The sequence below is a fragment of the Magnetospirillum sp. ME-1 genome (genome assembly GCF_002105535.1).
GTDB lineage: Bacteria > Pseudomonadota > Alphaproteobacteria > Rhodospirillales > Magnetospirillaceae > Phaeospirillum.
In genome coordinates, this window is record NZ_CP015848.1 from 1,967,092 (window position 1) to 1,991,690 (window position 24,599).

The 24,599-nt window shown below is 66.5% G+C and carries 24 protein-coding genes and 1 tRNA gene; 3 read left to right on the top strand and 22 right to left on the bottom strand.

All coding sequences use genetic code 11. The annotated features are described in order from the left end of the window. Positions 1 to 5: 5 nt before the first annotated feature. The 18 genes from nuoH to WV31_RS09295 all read right to left on the bottom strand — a co-directional run bounded on the left by nuoH (position 6) and on the right by WV31_RS09295 (position 16,097). Complete coding sequence (nuoH, locus tag WV31_RS09210; protein ID WP_085373272.1) at positions 6 to 1,031, bottom strand: NADH-quinone oxidoreductase subunit NuoH; 1,026 nt, start codon at positions 1,029 to 1,031, stop codon at positions 6 to 8. After that, the gene (nuoG, locus tag WV31_RS09215; protein WP_085373273.1) at positions 1,024 to 3,096 is read right to left on the bottom strand and encodes an NADH-quinone oxidoreductase subunit NuoG; all 2,073 of its coding nucleotides are present in this window, start codon (positions 3,094 to 3,096) and stop codon (positions 1,024 to 1,026) included. The genes nuoH and nuoG overlap by 8 nt, the downstream gene beginning before the upstream one ends. A 16-nt stretch (positions 3,097 to 3,112) precedes the next feature. Continuing rightward, positions 3,113 to 4,396, bottom strand: coding sequence for an NADH-quinone oxidoreductase subunit NuoF (nuoF, locus tag WV31_RS09220; protein ID WP_085373274.1), 1,284 nt, complete (start codon positions 4,394 to 4,396; stop codon positions 3,113 to 3,115). Next, positions 4,396 to 5,004, bottom strand: a complete 609-nt coding sequence (nuoE, locus tag WV31_RS09225; protein ID WP_085373275.1) for an NADH-quinone oxidoreductase subunit NuoE — start codon at positions 5,002 to 5,004, stop codon at positions 4,396 to 4,398. The genes nuoF and nuoE overlap by 1 nt, the downstream gene beginning before the upstream one ends. Then, on the bottom strand, positions 5,001 to 6,179 hold the full coding sequence (locus WV31_RS09230; protein ID WP_085373276.1) for an NADH-quinone oxidoreductase subunit D: 1,179 nt from the start codon (positions 6,177 to 6,179) through the stop codon (positions 5,001 to 5,003). The genes nuoE and WV31_RS09230 overlap by 4 nt, the downstream gene beginning before the upstream one ends. A 1-nt stretch (position 6,180) precedes the next feature. Further along, the gene (locus WV31_RS09235) at positions 6,181 to 6,780 is read right to left on the bottom strand and encodes an NADH-quinone oxidoreductase subunit C (RefSeq protein WP_085373277.1); all 600 of its coding nucleotides are present in this window, start codon (positions 6,778 to 6,780) and stop codon (positions 6,181 to 6,183) included. Positions 6,781 to 6,801: 21 nt separating this feature from the next. Next, a complete protein-coding gene (locus tag WV31_RS09240; protein WP_068435425.1) occupies positions 6,802 to 7,368 on the bottom strand; it encodes a NuoB/complex I 20 kDa subunit family protein in 567 nt (188 codons plus the stop codon). Then, a complete protein-coding gene (locus WV31_RS09245) occupies positions 7,359 to 7,724 on the bottom strand; it encodes an NADH-quinone oxidoreductase subunit A (RefSeq protein ID WP_011385165.1) in 366 nt (121 codons plus the stop codon). The genes WV31_RS09240 and WV31_RS09245 overlap by 10 nt, the downstream gene beginning before the upstream one ends. A 247-nt stretch (positions 7,725 to 7,971) precedes the next feature. Further along, positions 7,972 to 8,048, bottom strand: a tRNA-Asp gene (locus WV31_RS09250). 183 nt (positions 8,049 to 8,231) lie between these two features. Continuing rightward, entirely contained in the window at positions 8,232 to 9,509 is a 1,278-nt protein-coding gene (gene eno / locus WV31_RS09255) for a phosphopyruvate hydratase (RefSeq protein ID WP_085373278.1), read from the bottom strand. Positions 9,510 to 9,536: 27 nt separating this feature from the next. After that, complete coding sequence (kdsA, locus tag WV31_RS09260) at positions 9,537 to 10,388, bottom strand: 3-deoxy-8-phosphooctulonate synthase (RefSeq protein ID WP_085373279.1); 852 nt, start codon at positions 10,386 to 10,388, stop codon at positions 9,537 to 9,539. A gap of 27 nt (positions 10,389 to 10,415) precedes the next feature. Then, the gene (locus WV31_RS09265) at positions 10,416 to 12,041 is read right to left on the bottom strand and encodes a CTP synthase (RefSeq protein ID WP_085373280.1); all 1,626 of its coding nucleotides are present in this window, start codon (positions 12,039 to 12,041) and stop codon (positions 10,416 to 10,418) included. Between the two features lie 96 nt (positions 12,042 to 12,137). Beyond that, positions 12,138 to 12,473, bottom strand: a complete 336-nt coding sequence (gene secG, locus WV31_RS09270; RefSeq protein ID WP_085373281.1) for a preprotein translocase subunit SecG — start codon at positions 12,471 to 12,473, stop codon at positions 12,138 to 12,140. Between the two features lie 277 nt (positions 12,474 to 12,750). After that, positions 12,751 to 13,506, bottom strand: coding sequence for a triose-phosphate isomerase (gene tpiA / locus WV31_RS09275; RefSeq protein WP_085373282.1), 756 nt, complete (start codon positions 13,504 to 13,506; stop codon positions 12,751 to 12,753). A gap of 132 nt (positions 13,507 to 13,638) precedes the next feature. Beyond that, positions 13,639 to 14,184, bottom strand: a complete 546-nt coding sequence (locus WV31_RS09280) for a hypothetical protein (RefSeq protein WP_085373283.1) — start codon at positions 14,182 to 14,184, stop codon at positions 13,639 to 13,641. Positions 14,185 to 14,194: 10 nt separating this feature from the next. Continuing rightward, on the bottom strand, positions 14,195 to 15,334 hold the full coding sequence (locus WV31_RS09285; RefSeq protein WP_085373284.1) for an NAD(P)/FAD-dependent oxidoreductase: 1,140 nt from the start codon (positions 15,332 to 15,334) through the stop codon (positions 14,195 to 14,197). A 104-nt stretch (positions 15,335 to 15,438) separates the two neighbouring features. Further along, positions 15,439 to 15,669 (bottom strand): sulfurtransferase TusA family protein, encoded by a 231-nt coding sequence (locus WV31_RS09290; RefSeq protein ID WP_011384221.1) that lies wholly within the window; start codon positions 15,667 to 15,669, stop codon positions 15,439 to 15,441. Positions 15,670 to 15,695: 26 nt separating this feature from the next. Further along, the gene (locus tag WV31_RS09295; RefSeq protein WP_085373285.1) at positions 15,696 to 16,097 is read right to left on the bottom strand and encodes a hypothetical protein; all 402 of its coding nucleotides are present in this window, start codon (positions 16,095 to 16,097) and stop codon (positions 15,696 to 15,698) included. A gap of 268 nt (positions 16,098 to 16,365) precedes the next feature. On the opposite strand from WV31_RS09295, the gene WV31_RS09300 reads away from it, so the two are divergent. From WV31_RS09300 to WV31_RS09310, 3 genes are all read left to right on the top strand, one after another. After that, a complete protein-coding gene (locus WV31_RS09300) occupies positions 16,366 to 18,237 on the top strand; it encodes a peptidylprolyl isomerase (protein ID WP_085373286.1) in 1,872 nt (623 codons plus the stop codon). Between the two features lie 18 nt (positions 18,238 to 18,255). Next, positions 18,256 to 19,776 (top strand): anthranilate synthase component I, encoded by a 1,521-nt coding sequence (gene trpE, locus WV31_RS09305; RefSeq protein WP_085373287.1) that lies wholly within the window; start codon positions 18,256 to 18,258, stop codon positions 19,774 to 19,776. An 85-nt stretch (positions 19,777 to 19,861) separates the two neighbouring features. Then, complete coding sequence (locus WV31_RS09310) at positions 19,862 to 20,431, top strand: hypothetical protein (protein WP_085373288.1); 570 nt, start codon at positions 19,862 to 19,864, stop codon at positions 20,429 to 20,431. Here WV31_RS09310 and WV31_RS09315 read toward each other — a convergent pair. The 4 genes from WV31_RS09315 to WV31_RS09330 form a co-directional block, all read right to left on the bottom strand. Further along, complete coding sequence (locus WV31_RS09315) at positions 20,428 to 20,628, bottom strand: heavy-metal-associated domain-containing protein (protein WP_085373289.1); 201 nt, start codon at positions 20,626 to 20,628, stop codon at positions 20,428 to 20,430. The genes WV31_RS09310 and WV31_RS09315 overlap by 4 nt on opposite strands. Positions 20,629 to 20,700: 72 nt before the next feature. Beyond that, complete coding sequence (locus WV31_RS09320) at positions 20,701 to 21,813, bottom strand: divergent polysaccharide deacetylase family protein (protein ID WP_237051556.1); 1,113 nt, start codon at positions 21,811 to 21,813, stop codon at positions 20,701 to 20,703. A 183-nt stretch (positions 21,814 to 21,996) separates the two neighbouring features. After that, positions 21,997 to 22,383, bottom strand: a complete 387-nt coding sequence (gene cueR / locus WV31_RS09325) for a Cu(I)-responsive transcriptional regulator (RefSeq protein WP_085373291.1) — start codon at positions 22,381 to 22,383, stop codon at positions 21,997 to 21,999. Further along, positions 22,380 to 24,554, bottom strand: a complete 2,175-nt coding sequence (locus WV31_RS09330) for a heavy metal translocating P-type ATPase (RefSeq protein WP_085375538.1) — start codon at positions 24,552 to 24,554, stop codon at positions 22,380 to 22,382. Before WV31_RS09330 ends, cueR begins: the two co-directional genes overlap by 4 nt. Positions 24,555 to 24,599 lie beyond the last annotated feature (45 nt).

Sequence of the window (24,599 nt, forward strand, 5' to 3'; positions counted from 1 at the left end):
TCTCCTTAACCCTGGTTCGGCAGCCAGCCGAAAGCGGTCAGCACGCTTGCGGTCAGCACCAGCCAGAACAGCGAGAACGGCAGGAACACCTTCCAGCCCAGGCGCATCAGCTGGTCGTAGCGATAGCGCGGGAAGGTGGCGCGAACCCACAGGAAGACGAACATCACCAGGCAGATCTTGATGACGAACCACAGCACGCCGGGAATGGGCAGCCAGCCCAGGCCGAACGGAGCCATCCAGCCGCCCAGGAAGAGGATGGAGGTCATCGCCCCCATCATCAGCATGTTGGCGTACTCGCCCAGGAAGAACAGGGCGAAGGTCATGGCCGAGTATTCGACGTTGTAGCCGGCCACCAGCTCGGCTTCCGCTTCGGGAAGGTCGAAGGGGGCGCGGTTGGTTTCGGCGAGGCCCGAGATGATGAACAGGATGAACAGCGGGAAGTGCGGAATGATGAACCACATCTTCGACTGCGCCATCACCACGTCCGACAGGTTCAGCGACCCCACGGTCAGCAGCACCGAAATCAGGATGAAGCCGATGGAGACCTCATAGGACACCATCTGCGCCGCCGAGCGAAGGCCGCCCAGGAAGGCGTACTTCGAGTTGGACGCCCAACCCGCCATGATGATGCCGTAGACGCCCAAGCTGGAGATGGCGAACAGGTACAGCACGCCGACATTGATGTCGGCCAGCACCCAGCCCTTGTCGAAGGGGATCACCGCCCAGGCCACCAGGGCGAGGAAGAAGGTCAGCATCGGCGCGCCGACGAACACCGCGCGGTTGGCCGAGGTCGGCAGCACCGTTTCCTTGACGAACAGCTTGAGGCCGTCCGCCATGGGCTGCAGCAGGCCCAGCGGGCCGACCACGTTGGGGCCCTTGCGCAGCTGCATGGCGCCGATCACCTTGCGCTCGGCATAGGTGAGGTAAGCCACGGCGATCAGCAGCGGCAGGACGATGGCGACGATCTGCAGAACGATGATCAGCAGACGCCACACGAAGGGGGGCAGCAGCCCGGTCAGAAGGTCAACCATGGGTCCCCGTCTTCTTGTGCTTGTGGTTGCAACCACCGCCGAAGGCTGCCGTGCATTCCGCCATGGTCTTGGAGGCGCGGCTGATCGGGTCGGTCTGATAGAAGTTGTCGATGTTGCTCACCAGGGCGCCGCCCTCCAGGCTGCCCTCGGCGCCGAACGCGGCGCCCCAGGCGGCGGGGGTGACGGAACCGATTGCGGCGAACACCGGGTTGGCCTTGGCGAGGCGCTCACGCACGGCCTTGAGGCTGTCGTAAGGCAGGGCCTTGCCCAGCACCTCGGACAGCGCGCGCACGATGCGCCAGTCTTCCTTGGCCTCGCCCGGCGGGAACACCGCGAGGCGGGTCGCTTGAGCGCGGCCTTCCAGATTGACGAAGGTGGCGCTCTTCTCGGTGTAGGCGGCACCCGGCAGGATGACGTCGGCGCGGTGAGCGCCGGCATCGCCGTGCGAGCCCTGGTACACCACGAAGGCCTCGCCCAGGCCCTTCATGTCCACCTCGTCGGCGCCGATCAGGAACACCACCTGGATGTCACCCTTGTGGGCGCCGTCCAGGATGTGGTCCACGTCGCGCCAGCCCTGGCCCGGCACGAAGCCGAGATCCAGGCCGCCGACGCGGGCGGCGGCGGTGTGCAGCACGTTGAAGCCGTTCCAGCCGTCCTTGATCAGACCGGCGGCGTCGGCCAGCTTGCGGGCCAGACCCAGGATCACGGCGCCGTCCTTGCGGGAAAGCGCCCCCTGACCGACGATCAGGGCCGGCTTCTTGGCGTTCTTCAACACCTCGAAGAAGGGATGGCTGCCGTCGGCGATGGCCTTGAGGATAGAGGCGTCGTCGCCCAGGTGCTCGTACTTGTAGGTCAGGTCGCCCCTGTGGCCGATGCGGGCCACCTTGAAGCCGCCCTTCTGCCAGCGCTTGCGGATGCGGGCGTTGAGGACCGGGTTCTCCTTGCGGGGGTTCGAGCCGACGATCAGCAGGGCGTCGGCCTCTTCGATGCCGGCGGCCGTGCTGTTGAACAGGTACGAGGCGCGGACCGAGGCGTCCAGCTTGGCGCCGTCCTGGCGGCAGTCGATGGCCTGGGAGCCCAGCGCGGCCAGCAGATCCTTGTAGGCCACCATGGTCTCGGCATCGGCCTGATCGCCGGCGATGGCGGCGATCTTGGTGCCGGCGGCCTTCACCTTGGCGGCGATGGCGGCGAACGCCTCGTTCCAGGTGGCGGGGACCAGCTTGCCGTCCTTCTTCACATAGGGCTTGTCGAGGCGCTGGCGCTTCAACCCGTCGCAGGCGAAGCGCGAGCGGTCCGACAGCCATTCCTCGTTCACGTCCTCGGCGACGCGCGGCAGGATGCGGATGACCTCGTTGCCACGGGTGTCGACCCGGATGGCCGAGCCCAGGGCGTCCATGGCGTCGATGCTCTCGGTCTTCTTCAGTTCCCACGAGCGGTAGGTGTAGCTGGCCGGCTTGTTGGTCAGCGCGCCCACCGGGCACAGGTCGATCAGGTTGCCCGACAGTTCCGACGACACCGCCGCGTTGACATAGCGGCTGATCTCCAGATGCTCGCCGCGGCCCAGGCCGCCCAGCACCGGGGTGCCGGCGATTTCCGAGATGAAGCGGACGCAGCGGGTGCACTGGATGCACCGGGTCATCATGGTCTGGACCAGCGGGCCGTAATCCTTGTCCGGCACGGCGCGCTTGCCTTCCTGGCAGCGGTTCTTGTCGGACCCGTAGGCCATGGCCTGGTCCTGCAGGTCGCACTCGCCGCCCTGGTCGCAGATGGGGCAGTCCAGCGGGTGGTTGAGCAGCAGGAATTCCATCACGCCCTGGCGCGCCTTGCGCACCGCCGGGGTGTTGGTCTTCACCACCATGCCTTCGCCCACCGGCATGGCGCAGGAGGCCGCCGGCTTGGGCATCTTTTCCACTTCCACCAGGCACATGCGGCAATTGCCGGCGATGGCCAGGCGCTCGTGGTAGCAGAAACGGGGAATCTCGATGCCGAGCAGGTCGGCGGCCTGGATGATGGTCGTCCCGGCCTCGACTTCGATTTCCCTGCCGTCAATGGTCAGTTTGGGCATTGGGGCTTCTCTCTTCTCAGGCCGCGTTGGTCTTGGCTTGGCGTTCGATGATCCGGCGCTCCATCTCGGGACGGAAGGCGCGGATCAGGCCCTGGATCGGCCACGCGGCGGCGTCGCCCAGCGCGCAGATGGTGTGGCCTTCGATCTGGCGGGAAATCTCTTCCAGCAGATCGATTTCCGACAACTCGGCGTCGCCGGTGACCATGCGGCCCATCATGCGGCTCATCCAGCCGGTGCCTTCGCGGCACGGCGTGCACTGGCCGCAGCTCTCGTGCCAGTAGAAGCGCGACAGGCGGTGGATGGCGCGCACCAGATCGGTGGACTTGTCCATCACCATCACGGCGGCGGTGCCGAGGCCCGAACGCATGGCGCGCAGGGCGTCGAAGTCCATGGTGACTTCCTCGCACTGGCTCTTGGTCAGCATGGGGACCGAGGAGCCGCCGGGAATGATGGCCAGCAGGTTGTCCCAGCCGCCCCGCACGCCGCCGGCATGCTTCTCGATGAGCTCCTTCAGGGGGATGCCCATCTCCTCTTCCACGTTGCACGGAGTGTTCACGTGGCCGGAGATGCAGAACACCTTGGTGCCGGTGTTGTTGGGCTTGCCCAGGCCGGCGAACCAGGCGCCGCCGCGACGCAGGATGGTCGGGGCGACGGCGATGGATTCCACGTTGTTCACGGTGGTGGGGCAGCCATAGAGGCCCACGCCGGCCGGGAACGGCGGCTTGAGGCGCGGCTGGCCCTTCTTGCCTTCCAGGCTTTCGATCAGCGCCGATTCCTCGCCGCAGACATAGGCGCCGGCGCCGCGATGGACGTAGCACTCGAAATCCCAGCCCGAACCGCAGGCGTTGGGGCCGATGAAACCGGCGGCCCGCGCCTCGTCGATGGCGATGTTGAGATGCTCGGCTTCACGAACGAACTCGCCGCGGATGTAGATGTAGGCGGCGTGCGCGCCGATGGCGAACGAGGCGATCAGGGCGCCCTCGATCAGCTTATGCGGATCGAAGCGCATCATCTCGCGGTCCTTGCAGGTCCCCGGCTCGCCTTCGTCGGCGTTGATCACCAGGTAGTGCGGACGCGGACCCTCGGTCTTGGGCATGAACGACCACTTGACGCCGGTGGGGAAGCCCGCACCGCCGCGGCCGCGCAGACCCGAGGTCTTCATCTCCTCGATGATCCAGTCGCGGCCCTTGGCCAGAATGTCCTTGGTGCCGTTCCAGTCGCCACGCGACATGGCGCCCTTCAGACGCCAGTCGTGGAAACCGTAGAGGTTGGTGAAAATCCTGTCTTGATCGCGAAGCATCAGGCCTTCCCCCCCTCGAACTTCAACTCGGCGAGGCTGGTGGGACCACCGGCCGGGCACGAGAACTGACGACCGTTCTGGGGACCGGGCTTCGGCGTCTCGCCGCGCTTCAGGGCTTCGAGCACCGCCTTGGTGGTCTCGGCCGTCAGGTCCTCGTAGTAATCGTCGTTGATCTGCATCATGGGCGCGTTGACGCAGGCGCCCAGGCATTCCACCTCGGACAGGGTGAACTTGCCATCAGAGGTCATGTCGCCGAACTCGACGCCCAACGCCGCCTTGGCGGCGGCCACCACGTCGTCGGAGCCCCGCAGCATGCACGGCAGGTTGGTGCAGACCTGCACGTGGAACTGCCCCACCGGCTTGCGGTTGTACATGGTGTAGAAGGTGGCCACCTCCTCCACCCGGATGGGGGCCATGTCCAGCATCTCGGCGATGACTTCCATGGCGGCGCGGCTGACCCAGCCTTCCTGGCGCTGGGCCAGGTCGAGCAGCGGCATCACCGCGCTCTGCTGGCGACCAGCGGGATACTTGGCGATGAAGGCCTTGGCCTTCTCCAGGTATTCGGGGGTGAAAGCGAAGCTTTCCGGTTCGTAGGAGTGATTGCTCATCGGTCGATCTCGCCGAAAACGATGTCGATGGAGCCGATATTGGACACCACGTCGGCCAGCATGTGTCCCTTGGACATCATGTCGAGCGCCTGCAGGTGAACGTATCCCGGCGGACGGATCTTGCAGCGATAGGGCTTGCCGGTGCCGTCCGAGATCAGATAGACGGCGAACTCGCCCTTGGGGGCCTCGATGGCGGTGTAGGTCTCGCCCGCCGGCACCCGGAAGCCCTCGGTGAACAGCTTGAAGTGATGGATCAGCGATTCCATCGAGGTCTTCATCTCGGAACGCCGGGGCGGCGTGATCTTGTTGTCCTGCACCTTGACCGGACCGCCCGGCATCTTGGCCAGGCACTGCTTCATGATCTTCACGGATTCGCGCATCTCGAGGACGCGGACCAGATAGCGCTCCCAGCCGTCGCCGTTCTTGCCGACGGGAATGTCGAAATCCAGATCGGCATAGGCCTCGTAGGGCTGGGCCTTGCGCAGGTCCCAGGCGATGCCCGAGGCGCGCAGGTTGGGGCCGGTGAAGCCCCAGTCCAGGGCCTGCTCGGCACTCACCACGCCGATATCGACGGTGCGCTGCTTGAAGATGCGGTTCTCGGTGGCCAGGGTCTCGATGTCGTCGAGGACCTTGGGGAAGGTCTCGCACCACTCGCCGATATCGTCCAGCAGGCCCTGCGACACGTCGGCGGAGACGCCGCCCGGACGGTAGTAGTTGGCATGCAGACGGGCGCCGCAGGCGCGCTCGTAGAACTCCATCAGCTTCTCGCGCTCTTCGAAGCCGTAGAGCAGCGGAGTCATGCCGCCCACGTCGAAGATGAACGCGGTGACGTTCAGCAGATGGTTCAGGATGCGGCCGATCTCATCGTACAGGGTGCGGATGTACTTGGCCCGCGCCGGCACCTCGATGCCCAGCAGACGCTCCGTGGCCAGCACGAAGACATGCTCCTGGTTCATGGTGCCGACATAGTCGAGACGGTCGAAATAGGGGACCGCCTGGACGTAGGTCTTGTGCTCGATCAGCTTCTCGGTGCCGCGGTGCAGCAGGCCCACATGGGGGTCGGCGCGGTCGACCACCTCGCCCGACATCTCGAGGATGAGGCGCAGCACGCCGTGCGCCGCAGGGTGCTGCGGGCCGAAGTTGATGGTGTAGCTCTGGATCTGGGATTCGGCCATGTCAGTTCGCCTTCTCATCGCCGGGCAGCATCCCCGGCCCTTCCCAGGGCGACAGGAAATCGAAGCTGCGGAAATCCTGGGTCAGCTTCACCGGCTCGTAGACCACGCGCTTGGTCTCGTCGTCGTAGCGCATCTCCACATAGCCGGTCAGCGGGAAGTCCTTGCGCAACGGATGGCCCTCGAAACCGTAATCGGTGAGGATGCGGCGCAGATCCGGATGATCCGAGAACAGCACGCCGAACATGTCCCAGACCTCGCGCTCGAACCAGTTGGCCGAGTTGAACACGCCGGTCACGGACGGGACGGCGGTCTCCTCGTCGGTGGCGACCTTCACGCGGACCCGCTGGTTATGCTTCATGGAGAGCAGGTGGTAGACCACGTCGAAGCGCTGTTCGCGCCCCGGCCAGTCCACGCCGCACACGTCCACCAGCTGCTTGAACAGGCAGCCCGCGTCGTCGCGCAGGAAGCTCAGCACCTTGACGATGGAGGCGGTCTTGACGGTGAGCGACAGCTCGCCGCAGCGGTTGACCTCGGTTCCCAGCACATCCTGGGGCAGGGCTTGGGCGATGTACTCGCCAAGATCCTTCAGCGCTTGCGTCATCTTGAGGGTCCCTCTTCGGCGCTATCGGAGGATGGAGCCGGTGCGGCGGATCTTCTTCTGCAGCTGCAGGATGCCGTACATCAGCGCTTCCGCCGAGGGCGGGCAGCCCGGCACATAGATGTCCACCGGCACGATGCGGTCGCAACCGCGCACCACCGAGTAGGAATAGTGATAATAGCCGCCGCCATTGGCGCACGAGCCCATGGAGATCACCCAGCGGGGCTCGGCCATCTGGTCGTAGACGCGGCGCAGCGCCGGGGCCATCTTGTTGGTCAGCGTGCCGGCGACGATCATCAGGTCCGACTGGCGCGGGCTGGGACGGAAGACCACGCCGAAGCGGTCCATGTCATAGCGCGAACAGCCGGCATGCATCATTTCCACGGCGCAGCAGGCCAGACCGAAGGTCATGGGCCACAGCGAGCCGGTGCGGGCCCAGTTGACCACCGCGTCGACGCTGGCCAGAACGAAGCCCTTGTCGGAAATCTCGGTGGTAACGGCCTTCAGCAGCGCGTCCTGGGCCGGGCCAGGAGGCAGCGCTGCCGCGTGATCGGGCGACATGATGCCGCCGGTGGACGGGGTCACTCCCATTCCAGGGCTCCCTTTCGCCATTCGTAGATGAAGCCGATGGTCAGAACACCCAGAAACACCATCATGGACCAGAAGCCGAACATGCCGATCTTGCCCAGGGCGACCGCCCACGGGAACAGGAAGGCCACTTCCAGGTCGAAGATGATGAACAGGATGGCGACGAGGTAGAACCGGACCTCGAACTTGGAACGGGCGTCGCCGAAGGCGTCGAAGCCGCATTCATAGGCCGTGGCCTTTTCGGTGTCGGGTTTCTGGCGCGCCACGATCCACGACGCCCCGACGCAGATCGCCGAAATGACGATCGCGATGCCGAGGAAAATCAGGATCGGCAGATATTCGAGCAGCCAAGCTTCCATCGTCCCTGCCCTACCAAGAGGTGTCCGATCGGAGGAAGCCCCGGCGCCTCGTGTCGTCGCACGTCCGTCACCGGCCGGATTTCATAGCTGCAAAGCGAAGAGATCGACCTATTGGGATCGGACGGATGAGCGACTGTTAGCGAACGCGCCGAACGGGTACCCCCTCCTGCAACATACCAATAGACCGCAGACAATCCCGCCCGCGACCGCACCAGCCCCTCGCTTAGGCGATCGGTATCAGGCGGGATGGCGGGAGTGACGGGGCTCGAACCCGCGACCTCCGGCGTGACAGGCCGGCGCTCTAACCAACTGAGCTACACCCCCTCCGCAGCCACCCGCGTGGGTAGGCGTGGTGTAATCCACCCCCCATGGCCTGTCAAGCAAACAAGGCCGCATTGCAGCGAAATTTGCCCCTTGCGCCGGGGCGTGAAACAGGCATTCCGGCCGGCGGCGCCCATGAAAAAGGGGGCCCGCAGGCCCCCTTCCCCATTCGTCGTGTAATAAAGCCTAGCGCTTCATGATGGAGGCGCCGGCGTAGCGGGCCGCCGAGCCCAGCAGTTCCTCGATGCGGATCAGCTGGTTGTACTTGGCGATACGGTCCGAACGCGACAGCGAACCGGTCTTGATCTGGCCGCAATTGGTGGCGACGGCCAGGTCGGCGATGGTGGAATCCTCGGTCTCGCCCGAACGGTGGCTCATGACGGCGGTGTAGCCGGCCTTGTGGGCCATATCGACGGCTTCCAGGGTCTCGGACAGCGAGCCGATCTGGTTGACCTTGACCAGGATGGAATTGGCCAGGCCCTTGTCGATGCCCATGGCGAGGCGCTCGGGATTGGTGACGAACAGGTCGTCGCCCACCAGCTGGCACTTGGCGCCCAGCGCGTCGGTCAGCAGCTCCCAGCCCACCAGATCGTCCTCGGCGCAGCCGTCCTCGATGGAGATGATGGGGTAGTTGGCCACCAGCTTGGCGTAGAACTTGACCAGGCCCTTCTGGTCGAAGGTCTTCTTCGCGCCTTCCATGACGTACTTGCCCTCCTTGAAGAACTCGGAGGAGGCGCAGTCCAGCGCCAGCATGATGTCGTCACCCGGCTTGAAACCGGCGGTCTCGATGGACTTCATGATGAAGTCGAGAGCCATCTCGGCGCTCTTCAGGTTCGGCGCGAAGCCGCCTTCGTCGCCCACATTGGTGTTGTGGCCGGCGTCCTTCAGGGTCTTCTTCAGGGCGTGGAACACCTCGGCGCCCATGCGGATGGCCTCGGAGCACGAGCCGGCGCCCACCGGCATGATCATGAATTCCTGGATGTCGATGGGGTTGTCGGCGTGGGCGCCGCCGTTGATGATGTTCATCATCGGCACCGGCAGGGTGGAGGCGAAGGCGCCGCCCACATAGCGGTACAGCGGCAGGCCGGATTCCTCGGCGGCGGCCTTGGCGGCGGCCAGGGACACGCCCAGGATGGCGTTGGCGCCCAGGCGGGACTTGTTGGGGGTGCCGTCCAGGTCGATCATGGTCTTGTCCAGCAGCAGCTGGTCTTCCACGTCCATGCCGGACAGGGCGTCATAGATCTCGCCGTTGACCGAATCGCAGGCCTTCTGCACGCCCTTGCCCAGATAGCGCTTCTTGTCGCCGTCACGCAGCTCGCACGCCTCGTGGACGCCGGTGGAGGCCCCCGACGGAACGGCCGCGCGGCCGATCACGCCGGTTTCCAGCACCACGTCGACCTCGACGGTGGGATTGCCGCGCGAATCGAGAATCTCGCGGCCGTGGATATCGATAATGGCGGTCATCGGTAAACTCCCCTGGAACGACTGGGATCAGTCTATGGAAACGGGAAACGACTTGGCGGTGGCGTCGAGCTTCATCAGAACCTCGATCAGCGCCGGCATGTCCTTCATGGCGATCATGTTGGGGCCGTCGGACGGCGCATGATCGGGATCGGGATGGCATTCCACGAACACGCCGGCAATGCCGATGGCGACGGCGGCCCGCGCCAGCACGGGCGCGAAGCGGCGGTCGCCGCCCGACGAATTGCCCTGGCCGCCCGGCGCCTGCACCGCGTGGGTGGCGTCCATGATCACCGGCCAGCCGGTCCGCGCCATGATGGGAAAGGCCCGCATGTCGGTGACCAGGGTGTTGTAGCCGAAGCTGGCGCCGCGCTCGGTCAGGGCGATGCGCGAATTGCCGGTGCTTTCGATCTTGGCGGCCACGTTGGCCATGTCCCAGGGGGCCAGGAACTGGCCCTTCTTGACGTTGATGACCGCGCCGGTGCGACCGGCGGCGACCAGCAGGTCGGTCTGGCGGCACAGGAAGGCGGGAATCTGCAGCACGTCGGCCACCTTGGCGGCCTGGACGCATTGGTCCTCGGTGTGGACGTCGGTCAGCACGGGAAGGCCGAACCTGGCCTTGATCTCGGCGAACACCGGAATGGCCTTGTCCAGGCCGATGCCGCGCTTGCCCGCCAGCGAGGTGCGGTTGGCCTTGTCGAAGGACGACTTGTAGATCAGGGCGATGCCCGCCTCGACCGCCATGGTCTTCAGCGCCTCGGCGCATTCCAGGGCGTGGTCGCGGCTTTCCATCTGACAGGGACCGGCGATCAGCACCAAAGGCAGATCATTGCCGAGAATGACATCGTCATTGACGGCAACGTGATGGCGGGTCTGGGTCATGGCAAAAGCCTTTAGACGAGTCGGGAATTAAACGAGTCGTGATTGGCGAACCGCCGCCGCGATGAAGCTGGTGAACAGCGGATGCGGATCGAAGGGCTTGGACTTGAGTTCCGGGTGGAACTGCACGCCGACGAACCAGGGATGCCCGGGGATCTCGACGATCTCGGGCAGCAGGCCATCGGGCGACAGGCCCGAGAACGACAGGCCGGTCTTCTCCAGATCGGCCTTGAAGCCCATGTTGACCTCGTAGCGGTGGCGGTGGCGCTCGGAAATGCGGCCCTGGCCGTAGATCTCGCGCACCTTCGATCCCTGCTTCAGGTCGCATTCATAGGCGCCGAGCCGCATGGTGCCGCCCAGATCGCCGGACTCGGCGCGCTTTTCCAGCATGTTGCCCTTCATCCACTCGGTCATCAGGCCGACCACGGGATTGTCGCAGGGGCCGAACTCGGTGGAGCTGGCGTCCTTGTAGCCGGCCAGGTTGCGGGCCGTTTCGATCACCGCCATCTGCATGCCGAAGCAGATGCCGAAATAGGGCACCTTGCGCTCGCGGGCGAAACGCACCGCCTCGACCTTGCCGAAGGCGCCGCGCTCGCCGAAGCCGCCGGGCACCAGAATGCCGTGGCAGGGCTCCAGATGCTGGACCACGTCGCCCTGCTCGAAGATCTGGCTGTCGATCCAGTTCAGGTTGACCTTGACGTTATTGGCGATGCCGCCGTGGTGCAGGGCCTCGGCCAGGGACTTGTAGCTGTCCAGCAGGCTGATGTACTTGCCGACGATGGCGATGGTGACCTCGCCCTCGGGCTGGCGGATGCGCTCGACGATGGTCGACCAGCGCTTGAGGTCCGGCTGGGGCGCGTCCACACGGAAGTGGCGGCACACCACGGCGTCCATGCCCTGCTGGTGATAGGCGATGGGCACCTGGTAGATGGTGTCCACGTCGAGAGCCGGAATCACCGCGTCGGGCGCCACGTTGCAGAACAGGGCGATCTTCTTGCGGTCACCCTCGGGAATCTCGCGGTCGCAGCGGCACATCAGCATGTCGGGCTGGATGCCGACGCTGAGCAGTTCCTTGACCGAGTGCTGGGTGGGCTTGGTCTTCAGCTCGCCGGCCGAGGGGATGTAGGGCACCAGGGTGAGGTGCACGAACATGGTGCGCTCACGCCCCAGCTCGTTGCCCAACTGGCGGATGGCTTCCAGGAAGGGCAGGCTTTCGATGTCGCCCACCGTGCCGCCGATCTCGCACAGGCAGAAATCCTCGTCCGTGAGATCACTCTTCACGAATTCCTTGATGGCGTCGGTGACGTGGGGAATCACCTGGACGGTGGCACCCAGATAGTCGCCGCGCCGCTCCTTGGCGATTACGTTGGAATAGATGCGCCCGGTGGTGATGTTGTCGCTCTTGCGCGAGGCCACGCCGGTGAAGCGCTCGTAATGGCCCAGATCCAGGTCGGTCTCGGCCCCGTCGTCGGTGACGTAGACCTCGCCGTGCTGGTAGGGGCTCATGGTGCCCGGATCGACGTTGAGATAGGGATCCAGCTTGCGCAGGCGGACCTTGAAGCCGCGCGCCTGGAGCAGCGCCCCCAGCGCCGCCGAGGCCAGGCCCTTGCCAAGCGAGGAAACCACACCGCCGGTGATGAAGATGAAACGGGTCATCGGACTTTCGCCCTCGCTTTTCGTTTCCCCAAACGCCGTCCCCGCCCCTTGGCCGGGCGGCGACGCCCCCTTACTTACATCCGGTCCGCTTGGACCCTAGCGCGCCAGCGGCGCGCTGGGCGCGGCGGGCTCGGCCGGAGCGGCGGGAGCCGCCGCGGCGGGAACGTCATTCAGCTTCTCGAACGGCGAGCTGCCCCCGGTCCGCGAATTGGCCAGCAGGGCCAGGACCAGGCTGGTGACGAAGAACGAGGTCGCCAGGATGGCGGTGGTCCGCGTCAGCAGGTTGCCCGCCGCCCGGCCGGTCATCAGCCCGCCGCCACTTCCGCCGCCGATGCCCAGCGCGCCCCCCTCGCTCCGCTGCAGCAGGATCACGCCCACCAGCGCAATGGCGAGGATCAGGTGAATGACGAGGATGATCGGAAAGACGTCCATGGATGAGCCACCGGAAAATTGGCCGCCCGCGACCGGGTCCCATACGGAACCGGCCACGGGCGCGAAGGATTTGTTGCAGGCGTTTTTAGCCTCCGGGAGGCAGGAAGGCTAGTGCAAAGTTCCTTCCCCGCACCTCTTATCCTCAGCTTTCGCACACATCATGTCATCCCGGGCGAAGCCGAGGGATCTCATCCTGATGCGGCATTCCCGATCCGGCGCCGCACCGTCAGGCGGAGATCCCTCCGCCCAAAGGCGTCGGGATGACAGATGGAAAATCTCAGCAGCTCTCGGCGATGGCCCAGAAATCGGCCACCTTGAGCGCCGCGCCGCCGATCAGGCCGCCGTCCACGTCGGGCAGGGCCAGCAATTCCTTGGCGTTGTCCGGCTTCATGGAGCCGCCATAGAGAATACGCATCTTGCCGGCCTCTTCCGCGCCCACCAACTTCACCAGCTCGGCGCGGATGGCGGCGTGCACTTCCTGGGCCTGGGCGGGGGTGGCGACGCGGCCGGTGCCGATGGCCCACACCGGCTCGTAGGCGATGACGGTGTTGGCGGCGGTCGCGCCCTCGGGCAGCGAGCCGTTCAGCTGCGAACGGTTGACCTCCAGGGTCTGGCCGGCGTCGCGCTGGGCCAGGGTCTCGCCGATGCAGACGATAGCCACCAGACCGGCGGCCAGGGCGGCCTGGGCCTTGGCCTTGACCACCGCGTCGGTCTCGGCATGGTCGGTGCGGCGCTCGGAATGGCCGACGATGGCGAACTTGCAGCCCAGATCGGCCAGCATGGCGGGCGAAGTGTCGCCGGTGTGCGCGCCGGAAACCTTGGCATGGCAATCCTGCCCGCCCACCGCCAGCTTGGAGCCGGCGACCGCATCGGCCACCGGGGCGATCAGGGTGAAGGGCGGACAGACCAGCATGTCGCAATTGGGCGAGGCCGACGCCAGCTTGTCGGCGATCCCCTTAGCCAGCGCCAGACCGTCGGCCTTCAGCCCGTTCATCTTCCAGTTACCGGCGATCAGCTTGCGACGAGTGGTCATGGCGGAATCTCCCCTTGCCTGACGGAAAACGCTGCGGGCCATATACCACCAGAAAGCCTATGGCTACAGGCCAAAAAACAGGGCGGAGCCGTTTCGCGGCCCCGCCCCTGAAATGTCGCCTTGGCCCGCTGCTCAAACCTGAGGGCTTTTGGCCAGGTAGACGGCGCGTTTTTTCAGCGAGCACGAGAAGGACAGCATGAAGCGCAGCGCTTCCTGGGTCTCCTTCTGGGACAGCATGCGGATGGTGCCGAACAGGCCGCCGCCGCCGCCGGGGATGTTGCAGGAATCGATGGCGTCCTCCATGGCGCCCTTGGCCTCGTGGGCCAGGGTGGCAAGGTCCTCAGTTCCCAGATTGTTGGCCATGTGCTCGATGAAGGAGAAGGCGCGGTCCACCATGGAATCGGTAGCCGCCGAGCGCATGGCGTGCAGCATGAACAAAGCGTCGATCACCGTCTGCAGCGCGCCGGTCCGCTGGAGCGTGCCGACAGCGTCGAGCAGGGAGATGATGCCGTCCTTGACGTCGGGTTCGTTGAGCTTGTCCACCACTTCCAGCGCGTTGCCGGCGGTGCTGGTCAGGCGCTCGACCATGGAATCCGACAGGGCGTCGCGGACCCCCTGGGCCAGACGGGCCATTTCGGCGGCGGAGGAGTCGACCTCGATCTTCGGGATCTCGTTCATGGCGCCCCTCCTAGAGCAGGCCGCGGGCCGACAGCCAGTACAGCCGGTTATAGGCCAGCTTGAACCAGTGGATCATCTGCGACGGCGGCCCGGGATTGGGCGGCGTGGTGTAGTTGAACCACACATAGGTGCCGCTGCCCAGCCCGGTCTCGACGAAGCAGAACACCTTGCCGTCGTATTCACGGGCGAAGGTGTTCTCCTGGCACAGCGACACCAGGTTGTCGATGGTGACGTCGGCCTCGAAATGGGCGGTGGAGCCGGCCTTGGAGATGGGAATGTTGGTGGTGTCGCCCACCACGAAGACGTTGGTCGAGCCCTCGCGGTGCAGCGTCTTGGTATTGGTCGGCACCCAGCCGCCCTTGCCCAGACCGGATTCGTCGATCACCTGGGCGCCCTGGTGGGGCGGCACGGTGATCAAGAGGTCGTAGGGCAGTTCCGAGCCTTCCATGGACTTGATGGTCTTCTTCTCGGGATCGACGCTTTCCGTGTTGAAGAAAGTCTCATACTTGATGCCCAGCTTCTCGAATTCCGGCTTGGCCCAATGGGCGACGGGCTCGAGCGCGTGCAGGCGGCCGATGGGATAGGTGTAGGTCAGCTCGGTCTTGTCCCACAACCCCTTGGCCTTGAGGAAGTCGTGCAGCATGAACGCCACTTCCAGCGGCGCCACCGGGCACTTGTGGGGGGCGTTGACGTTGACCACGATCTTGCCGCCCTGGAACTCGTTCAGGGCCTTGCGCAAGCGTCGGGCGCCATCCAGGTCATAGAACCAGTGGCCGCCCTCGACCATGCCGGGAATGGTCTGCGGCATGATGCGCGAGCCGGTGGCCAGCACCAGGTAATCGTACTTGAAGGTGCGGCCCGCCTCGGTGGTGACCTGGTTCTTCTCCACGTCGATGTTCTTGGCGGGATCGACGAAGAAGTTGACGCGCTTGTCCAGCACCTTGCGCTGGTCGCGGAACAGCTCCGCCTCGCGCATGCGGCCGAAGGGGATGTACAGCAGACCCGGCTGGTACATATGGGTCTCGCTGGTTCCCAGCATGGTGATGTTGAGGGCGCCGGACCGCAGTTCCGGCCCCATCTGGCGGCAGATACCATTGGCGACGATGGTGCCCGCAAGCCCACCGCCGACGATCAGAATCGTCTTGGACATGAACTCCCTCCCTACGAGAGTATTGGTGTATATTTATTTTATCAATGCCGTCTTCGCGGCACTTGTTCCGCCATTTTAGCGGTTGTCATAAGCGGACTATACGCCTATTTGGCCTTGCGGACCACGACGCTCCAGTAGCCGTCATGCTCGGAGGTCTCGACCACGGCATGGCCCACCTTGGCGCACCAGGCGGGAATGTCCGAGGCGGAGCCCTTGTCCGACGACCACACGTCCACCTCGTCGCCGATGGAGGCCAGCTTGAGGGCGGCAATCAGCTCCATCAGCGGCCCGGGGCAAAAGGCGCCGCGGGCATCGATCTTCTGGCGTTCAGCCATGGTGTTCTTCCTTCCTAAGAGAGACGTCAGATGGTGATGAGCTCGCCCGACTCGGCGTCGGCGAGGAACTTGGCCAGCCCCATGGGACCGTCGAACAGGTCTTCGGTCAGGTGCTTGTCGCAATCCCAGTGCTTGAGGTCGAGCACCATGGAACAGGCCCACATCTTCATCTCGCCCAGCATCTTGCCCTGGCCGAACAGCTCGATGGCGTCGGGGACGTTCTGGGTCTTGAACATCTCGTGGAAGTGGCCGCCGGAATAGCGTTCGGCCGGGCTCTTGCCCCGCTCGAAGGCCAGGACGGCGTTCATGGTGACGAAGACCTCGACCGGCCGGTCGGAGACGGCGGCCACCGAGGCCACCATGGCGGCCAGCTGAATCTTCTCGTGCTCGCCTGAGCACAGCATCACGTAGAGCGGCTTGGACGACATTGGCTCCCCTGCGTTCTTATGGTTGGCGCCGGCTTATGAGAACCAGCTTACCTTCGCTTTTTATTATATACACAGATTCCAGGGTTTTTCCGCAACAACATTTCGCCTCCTCGCCGACGAATATGCCGTTCGGGGGACGGCGCGAACAGGTATGGAGGGAGCCACTTCCATGTTGCGGCCCCCCTCCCCCCTCCTTATTATGCGCCCAGCCCAGGACGGCCGGACTTTCGGCGCGTCGTCACACCCATTATCGGATTCAGGCGATTCCATGCTCGACGTATTCCGCTCCGCTTCGAAGACCTGGATCGTCAGGTTGCTGTTCGCCCTGCTGGCCCTGAGCTTCGTGGCCTGGGGCGCCGGCGACGTGGTGCGCGGCGGCGTGGGCCGCAGCCCGGCCATCGAGATCGGCAAGACCACCATGTCCGCCGCCGAGGTGATGGCCGAGTTCAAGCGCGAGGTGGAACGTCTGCAGCCGCTGTTCGGCGGCAAGCTGACGCCCGAGGATGCCCGCAAGATGGGCATGCTGGACCGCACCATCGATTCGCTGATCGCGCGGACCCTGATCGACGAGGCGGCGCGCTCGCTGGGGCTGGCCGCCACCGACGAGACCATCCTGCGCCGGGTGGCCTCCAACCCGGCCTTCAAGGGCCCCACCGGCCAGTTCGACCGCGACGTCTTCCGCTCGCGCCTGGCCCGTCTCGGCTTCACCGAGGACAGCTTCATGAAGACCGAGCGCACCAACATGGTGCGCAACCAGATGGTGGAGACCGTCGCCGCCGGCATCGGCGCGCCCGTGGCGCTGACCAACCCGCTGCTGGCCTGGCGCGAGGAGCGCCGGGTGGCCGAAACCTTCGTGATCAAGGACGAGTCCATCCCGCTGCCGCCCGCCCCCGACGCGGCCCAGCTGGACGCCTATTACAAGGATAACGTCAGCCGCTTCATGGCGCCGGAATACCGGGCGCTGACCGTGCTGCTGCTGCGCCCGGCCGACGTGGCCGGCGGCATCGACATCGACGAGGCCATGCTGCAGGAGGTGTACCAGCAGCGCATGGAGGAATTCTCCACGCCGGAACGCCGCGCCGTGTCGCAGATCGTCTTCGACGAGCAGTCGGCGGCGGCCAAGGCCACCGACCTGGTGACCCAGGGCAAGGATCTGGCGGCCGTCGCCAAGGCGCTGGGCGCCGAGATCATCGAGCTGGGCATCATCGAGAAGGGCGACCTGCCCGAGGGGCTGGCCGAGGCGGTGTTCAAGCTGTCGGCCGGCGCCACCGGCCAGCCGGTCAAGTCGGCGCTGGGCTGGCACGTGGTCAAGGTGACCCAGGTGCAGCCCGGCCGCACCCGCGGCTTCGACGAGGTCAGGAAGCAGCTGGAGCAGGACCTGCGCAAGGAAAAGTCCATGGACGGCCTGGCCGAACTGGCCAACAAGGTGGAAGACGCGCTGGGCGGCGGCGCCACCCTGGAGGAGGCGGCCAAGCGCCACAACCTCAAGACCGTCAAGATCGCGGCGCTGGACGCCCAGGGGCGCGGCCTGAACGGCAAGCCGGTGGCCGACCTGCCCAAGTCGGACCAGTTCCTCGACGTGGCCTTCCACACCGAGCAGAGCACGGAAAGCCCGCTGACCGAAGTGCCCAACAACGGCTACTTCCTGCTGCGCGTCGATGGCGTCACGCCGCCTTCCCCCAAGCCCCTGGCCGACATCAAGGCCGAGGTGGTCGCCACCTGGCAGGCCGAACGCCGCCAGGAGCAGGCCCGCGACAAGGCCCAGAAACTGGCCGACCGCATCAAGGCGGGCGAAAGCGCCGCCCAGGTGGCCCAGTCCATCGGCGCCAAGCTGGAAAGCTCCAAGCCATTCGTCCGCGAGCCGGGCGAAGGCAGCACCCTGCCGGCCAGCGTGATCGCCGAACTGTTCAAGGTCCAGCCGGGCGGCGTCGCCATCGCGCCGGTCCAGGGCGGCACCCTGGTGGCCCGCCTGACCAGTGTGGTGCCCTTCGACGTCAACGCCAACCCGGCTGTGACCAATGCCGCCCGCCAGCGCGTCTCGCAGGCGGTGGCCACCGACATCGCCGACCAGTACATCGCCGCGCTGAACGCCTCCATCGGCGTCAAGGTCGACCGGCCCCAGCTGACCCGCGAAGAGTAGAAGAGCAATCGTCCCATCATGACCCATCAGCCCGACTTCCCCGCCTTTGCCGAAGCCTATGACAGCGGCAGGCCCCAGGTGGTCTGGCGGGTCCTGGTGGCCGATCTGGAGACGCCGGTTTCCGCCTTCCTGAAGCTGGCCAACGGCCAGCCCAACGCCTTCCTGCTGGAATCGGTGGAAGGCGGCGCGGTGCGCGGGCGCTACTCCATCCTCGGCATGAAGCCCGACCTGTTGTGGAAGTGCGTGGGCAACGAGGCGTGGATCAACCGCAACGCCCGTTCCAAGACCGGGTCGTACCAGCCCTGCCCCGTGGCCGCCAAGTCCGGCGCCCTGGACAGCTTGCGCGCCCTGGTGGCCGAGTGCGGCATCGAGACACCGCCCCATCTGCCCCCCATGTCGGCCGGCCTGATCGGCTATATGAGCTACGACATGGTGCGGCTGGCGGAAAAGCTGCCCGACAACAATCCGGACCCTATCAAGGTGCCCGACGGCATCTTCATGCGCCCCACCATCATGGCGGTGTTCGACAACGTCAACGGCACGCTGACCGCCGTCGCTCCCGTCTGGCCGCGCCCCGGCATGGACGCCCAGGCCGCCTGGGACCTGGCCTGGGAGCGGCTCGAGCACGTGGTGGAATCCCTGGAATCCCCCCTGCCCCACACCTATCTGGGCTTCCCCAGGAACGAGCACCAGCCCATCCCGGTGCCCAGCGTCTCGCCCGAGCATTACTGCCGCATGGTGGAGAAGGCCCAGGAATACATCGCCGCCGGCGACATCTTTCAGGTGGTGCTGTCCCAGCGCCTGGCGGTGCCCTTCCGGCTGCCGCCATTTTCGCTGTACCGCTCGCTGCGCCGGCTCAATCCCAGCCCGTTCCTGTTCTTCCTGGATCTGGGCGAGTTCCAGCTGGTGGGCTCCAGCCCGGAAATCCTGGTCCGCCTCAGGGACGAGAAGGTCACCATCCGCCCCATCGCCGGCACGCGCCGCCGGGGCAAGACCCCCGCCGAGGACGAGGAACTGGCCGCCGACCTGCTGGCCGATCCCAAGGAACTGGCCGAGCACCTGATGCTGCTCGATCTCGGCCGCAACGACGTGGGCCGGGTGGCCTCCATCGGCTCGGTCGAGGTCACCAAGAAGATGGCGGTGGAATACTATTCCCACGTCATGCACATCGTCTCCAACGTCGAAGGCCGGATCCGCGAGGGCTGCGACGCCATGGACGCCCTGATGGCCGGCTTTCCGGCGGGCACCACCTCGGGTGCGCCCAAGATCCGCGCCATGGAGATCATCGACGAGTTGGAGACCGAGCGGCGCTCGTTCTATGCCGGCGCCATCGGTTATTTCGACGGCAACGGCAACATGGACACCTGCATCGCGCTCAGGACCACCCTGGTCAAGGACGGCACCATGTACGTCCAGGCGGGTGCGGGCATCGTCGCCGATTCGGTGCCGCTGTCCGAGCACGAGGAATGCATGAACAAGGCCCGCGCCCTGGTGCGCGCCGCCGAGGACGCCATCGACTACACCCTGGTCAAGCAGTAGGGTCCCCTTTTCCAAAGAAGGGGTTGCAATCCATTTCCGCCTCCCGCATATTGCGAGTCATTCGCATTTGCATTTGGAGGGTGTGATGGGGTTCATCGAAGGCCGGACGATCCAGAACCGGCGGGCCATGACCGCCAGGGACTATATCTGGCTGGCGGTGCTGGGCGCCGTCGAGCGTGCGCCCCTGTCCGTGGACGACGCCATCCAGGCGGTGGCCGCCCTGACCGGTCCGGCCTGGGCGCCGGTGTCGCAGCTGATATTCGACGCCATGGACGACATGCTGGCGGACGGCCTGCTCAATCCGGTGGAGCGCTCCACCCGCCTGGCCATCACCGGCGACGGGCGGCGGCGGCTGCATGATCTGATCGCCCAGCCGCTGACCGCTCCGCTGTCCACCTTCGGCCAGGTGGGCATCCGCCTCAAGCTGGCCTTCCTCGACCTGGTCCCGCCGGCGGTGCGCCGTCGCCAGATCGATGCCCTGTTGCGTTCGTGCGATTGCGAGTTGTCCACCCGCACGTCGACCTGCCCGGCCTGGGCCCTGAACGGCGCACTCGGCCGGGTGTGGCTGGACCATCAGGTGGACGCGCTGGAAGAAACCGCCGAGGTTCTGCGCCGTCTGGCGCGGGCCGAGGGAACGGCCCTGTCGGAGGACTAGATCCGCCCTTCGAACCCGAAGCCCGCCGCATCGACGGCCTGGCGGACCTGCGCCTCGTCGGCACCGTCCACGGTCACCGCCTTGTTGCCCAGATCGACCTCGACCTTGGCGCCGGGGGCGATTTCCTGAATGGCCGAGGTCACCGACTTGGAACAGCCGCCGCAGCTCATGCCGGTGACGCGGTAGGTGGTGGACATGGTGTGTCTCTCCATGACGATTGCGTTGGGAGAAGTGTGAACCTTCCAGCACCTGGAAGGTCAAGCGCTGTTTCAGCCGCCGTTGCCCATGCGGATGACGGTGCTGACCGGCACCAGCACGAAGCCTCGGGCTTCCAGGCCGGGCAGCCAGCCGGCCAGGGCCTCGATGGTGCCGTCGTGGGGATGGCCGATGGCGATGGCGGCACCGTGCTTGCGGGCATAGGCCTCGGTCTTGGCCAGCTGCCCCCGCACATGGGCGACGCCCTGATCATTGTCGAGGAAGACGTGACGGGCGGCGAAGGGCACGCCGAAATGCCGGGCCACCTCGGCCCCCACCGTACGCTCCGAGGTCACCGAATCGATGAAGGCCAGGCCGCGCCGGCGCAATTCCCCCATCACCACCCGCATGCCCGCCGCATCCGAGGTGAAGCGCGAGCCCATGTGGTTGTTGATGCCCACATAGCCGTCGAAGCGCGACAGCCCCCAATCCAGGCGGCGGCGGATCTCCTCGGCCGAAAGGCCCACCTCCAGCACTTCCGGTCCGGGATCGTAGCTGTGGCTTTGCGGCTGCATGGGGACGTGGACCATCAGTTCGTGGCCGCGCGCCCTGGCGTCGTGGGCCTGGCGCGCCACGTCGTCGGCATAGGTCATGTAGGACAGCGTCAGCGGCCCCTTGAGCTGGGCCATGCGCTCGCTGCGGCGGCGGTCGATGCCGAGATCGTCGATGACGATGGCGATCACCGGCCGCCCGCCGGTCTTCGGAACCGGCAGGGCGTTCTTCAGCCATACCGCCGCCCCGGCCGGGGGCAGCTTGACCTCGGGGCTCGGCGGCGGCGGCGCGGGCGCCAGCGACACCACGTCGGAGGCATGGCCGAATTCCAGGGCCTCGGACGAGCCGGGATCGGGGCGCGGCGGCGGCGGGGCCAGCAGCGGCCGGCCCTCGTCCTCGTCGGGTGCGGCGGACGGAGACGGCGGCGGCGGGGGAGCGGCGGCGATCACCGGGGCGGGGGCCTGTTCGGCGCCGGGCGGAGGCTTGGACGACTTGCCCGACCACAGGCCCAGGGCCATGCCGATGGCGACGCCGATGGCCAGCACGCCGACCATCAGGGCGACCAGCACGGCGGGCCGCTCCCACAGGGGCGTCTTGTTGCCCATCAGCATGCGCCTGACGTCTCGCCGACCCACGTCTCATCACCCCAGTTGAAGCCGTCATCCTTGTAAGGCCAAACGGCCGGGGGCGCAAAGGCTATGCCGCCTGTCATCCTGACGACCTGCGGGAGGAAGGATCCCCTCCTGCTCCGCCCGTTCAGAATCGGCACCGCACCAGCAGGCGGAGATCCCTCGCCGTGGCTCGGGATGACACTCCATTCATGTCGCCAACTCGTCCAGAATGGGGCATTCCGGGTGGTCGTCACCGCAGCACCGGGTGGTCAGGTCCAGCAGCGTGCGGCGGATGGTGTCCAGTTCGGCAATCTTGCGTTCGATGTCGGCCACGTGCTTCAGGGCGATGGCCTTGACGTCGGCGCTGGCCCGCGAGCGGTCGCGCCACAATTCCAGCAGCCCGGCCACATCAGCCACCGAAAAGCCCAGGGATCGCGAGCGGTGAATGAAGCGCAGGGTCTCCACCTCGTTGGCGGTATAGGCCCGGTAGCCCGAACTGGTGCGCCCGGCGGCCGGAATCAGCCCGACGGATTCGTAATAGCGGATGGTCTTGGCCGAGACGCCGGAACGCCGCGCCGCCTCGCCGATGTTCATTTCATCCTCCAGCGGCGCAGCAGCAGCGAGTTGCTCACCACCGACACCGACGACATGGCCATGGCCGCGCCGGCGATGACGGGGGTAAGCCATCCCAGGGCGGCGGCCGGAATGGCCACCACGTTGTAGGCGAAGGCCCAGAACAGGTTCTGGCGGATCTTGGCGGTGGTGGCGCGCGAGATGCCGATGGCCTCGGGCAGCCGGGCGGGGTCGCCCTTGACCAGGGTGATGCCCGCCGCCTGCATGGCCACGTCGGTGCCGGTACCCATGGCGATGCCGATATGGGCGGCGGCAAGCGCCGGGGCGTCGTTGATGCCGTCGCCCACCATGGCCACCACCTTGCCCTCGCCCTTCAGGCGGCGGATTTCAGCCTCCTTGTCCTCGGGCAGCACCTCGGCCAGCACCCGGTCCACTCCGGCGGCTTTGGCCACGGCCGCCGCCGCCCGCCCGTTGTCGCCGGTCAGCATCACCGTCTCGAGGCCCAAAGCCTTCAGCCGCGCCACCGCCTGGGCCGCGCTGGGCTTGACCGGGTCGGCCACCGCGACGAAGCCCAGCATGGCGGGGCCTTCCGCCACCCACATCAAGGTGCGGCCCAGTGCCTGCTGCGCCTCGGCGTCCTGGGCCAGCGAACCGGGATCGATGCCGCGCTCGGCCATCAGGCGATTGCTGCCGATCAAGAGGGTGCGGCCCTCCACCTCGGCCTCCAGCCCCCGGCCGGGCAGCGAGCGGAAGGCGCCGAGCGGCGCGAGGCCGTCGCCGGCGGCGGCCAGCAGGGCGCGGGCCAGGGGATGCTCGCTGCCCTGCTGGGCCGAGGCGCCCAGACGCAGTAGACCGGCCTCGTCACCATCGGCGGATTTGATGGCGGCCACCGCCGGACGGCCCTCGGTCAGGGTGCCGGTCTTGTCGAACACCACCACCTGGACCTTGTGGGCCAGTTCCAGCGCCTCGGCGTCCTTGATGAGAATACCGTGCCGCGCCGCCAGCCCGGTGCCGACCATGATGCCGGTGGGGGTGGCGAGACCCAGGGCGCAAGGGCACGCGATGACCAGCACCGACACCGCCGCCACGAAGGCGGTCTGCAGGTCGCCAACCATCAGCCACCAGCCGAGGAAGGAGAGCGCGGCGATCGCCGTCACCACCGGCACGAAGACGTTGGAGATGCGGTCCACCAGCTTCTGTACCGGCGCCTTGGCGGCCTGGGCCCCCTGGACCATGCGGATGATGCGGCTGATGGTGGATTGCGCGCCCACCCGCGTCGCCTCGACACGGAGCAGCCCCTCGCCGTTGACCGCGCCGGCCACCACCTCGTCACCGGCGCCCTTGGCCACCGGAAGGCTTTCCCCGGTGATCAGGGATTCATCCATCTGGGAGGCCCCGTCCACCACCTTGCCGTCCACCGGGGCGCGCTCGCCGGGGCGGACCAGCACCACCTCGCCCACCGCCACCAGGGCGGCGGGAACCTCGATGACCAGCCCGTCGCGCTCCACCCGGGCGGTGTCGGGCTTCAGCCGCATCAGGGCGCGGATGGCGCCTGCCGCCGAGCGCTTGGCTCGGCCTTCCAGAAGCTTGCCCAGCAGCACCAGGGTGATGACCACGGCGGCGCCCTCGAAATAGAGATTGCCGTGATGGGCATCGCCGGCCAGCACATGCCAGGCCGACAGGCCGAAGGCGGCCGAGGTGCCCAGCACCACCAGCACGTCCATGTTGCCCGCGCCGCCCTTGAGCGAGGCCCAGGCACCGGTATAGAACCGCGCCCCGATCCAGAACTGGACGGGCGCGGCCAGCAGCAGCTGAATCTCGGCCGGAATCATGACGTGCAGCCCCGCCATGTCGAGCGCCATCTGGCCGACCAGCGGCAGGGTCAGCAGGGTGGAAAGCACCAGAAGGCGCAGGTGGCGGGCGGATTCAGCGGCATGCTCCGCCTCTTCCCGGTCCAGATCCTCGTCGCCGCTCTGGGCGAGGTCGGCCTGGAACCCGGCCTTGACGATGGCCGACACCAGGTCCTCTGGCCGTGCCTGGTCGGCGTCGAAACGGATGTCGGCCCGTTCGGCCGCCAGGCTGACCAGCGCCTGCTCGACGCCCGCCACCTTGCCCAGCACCCGCTCCAGCCGGGTGGAACAGGCGGCGCAGGTCATCCCCTTGACGGGCAGGGACAGGCTTTGGCTGGTCATGGCGGCACCTTCGCAATTCATAGGGTGCCCCCAGTGTTGACCTTC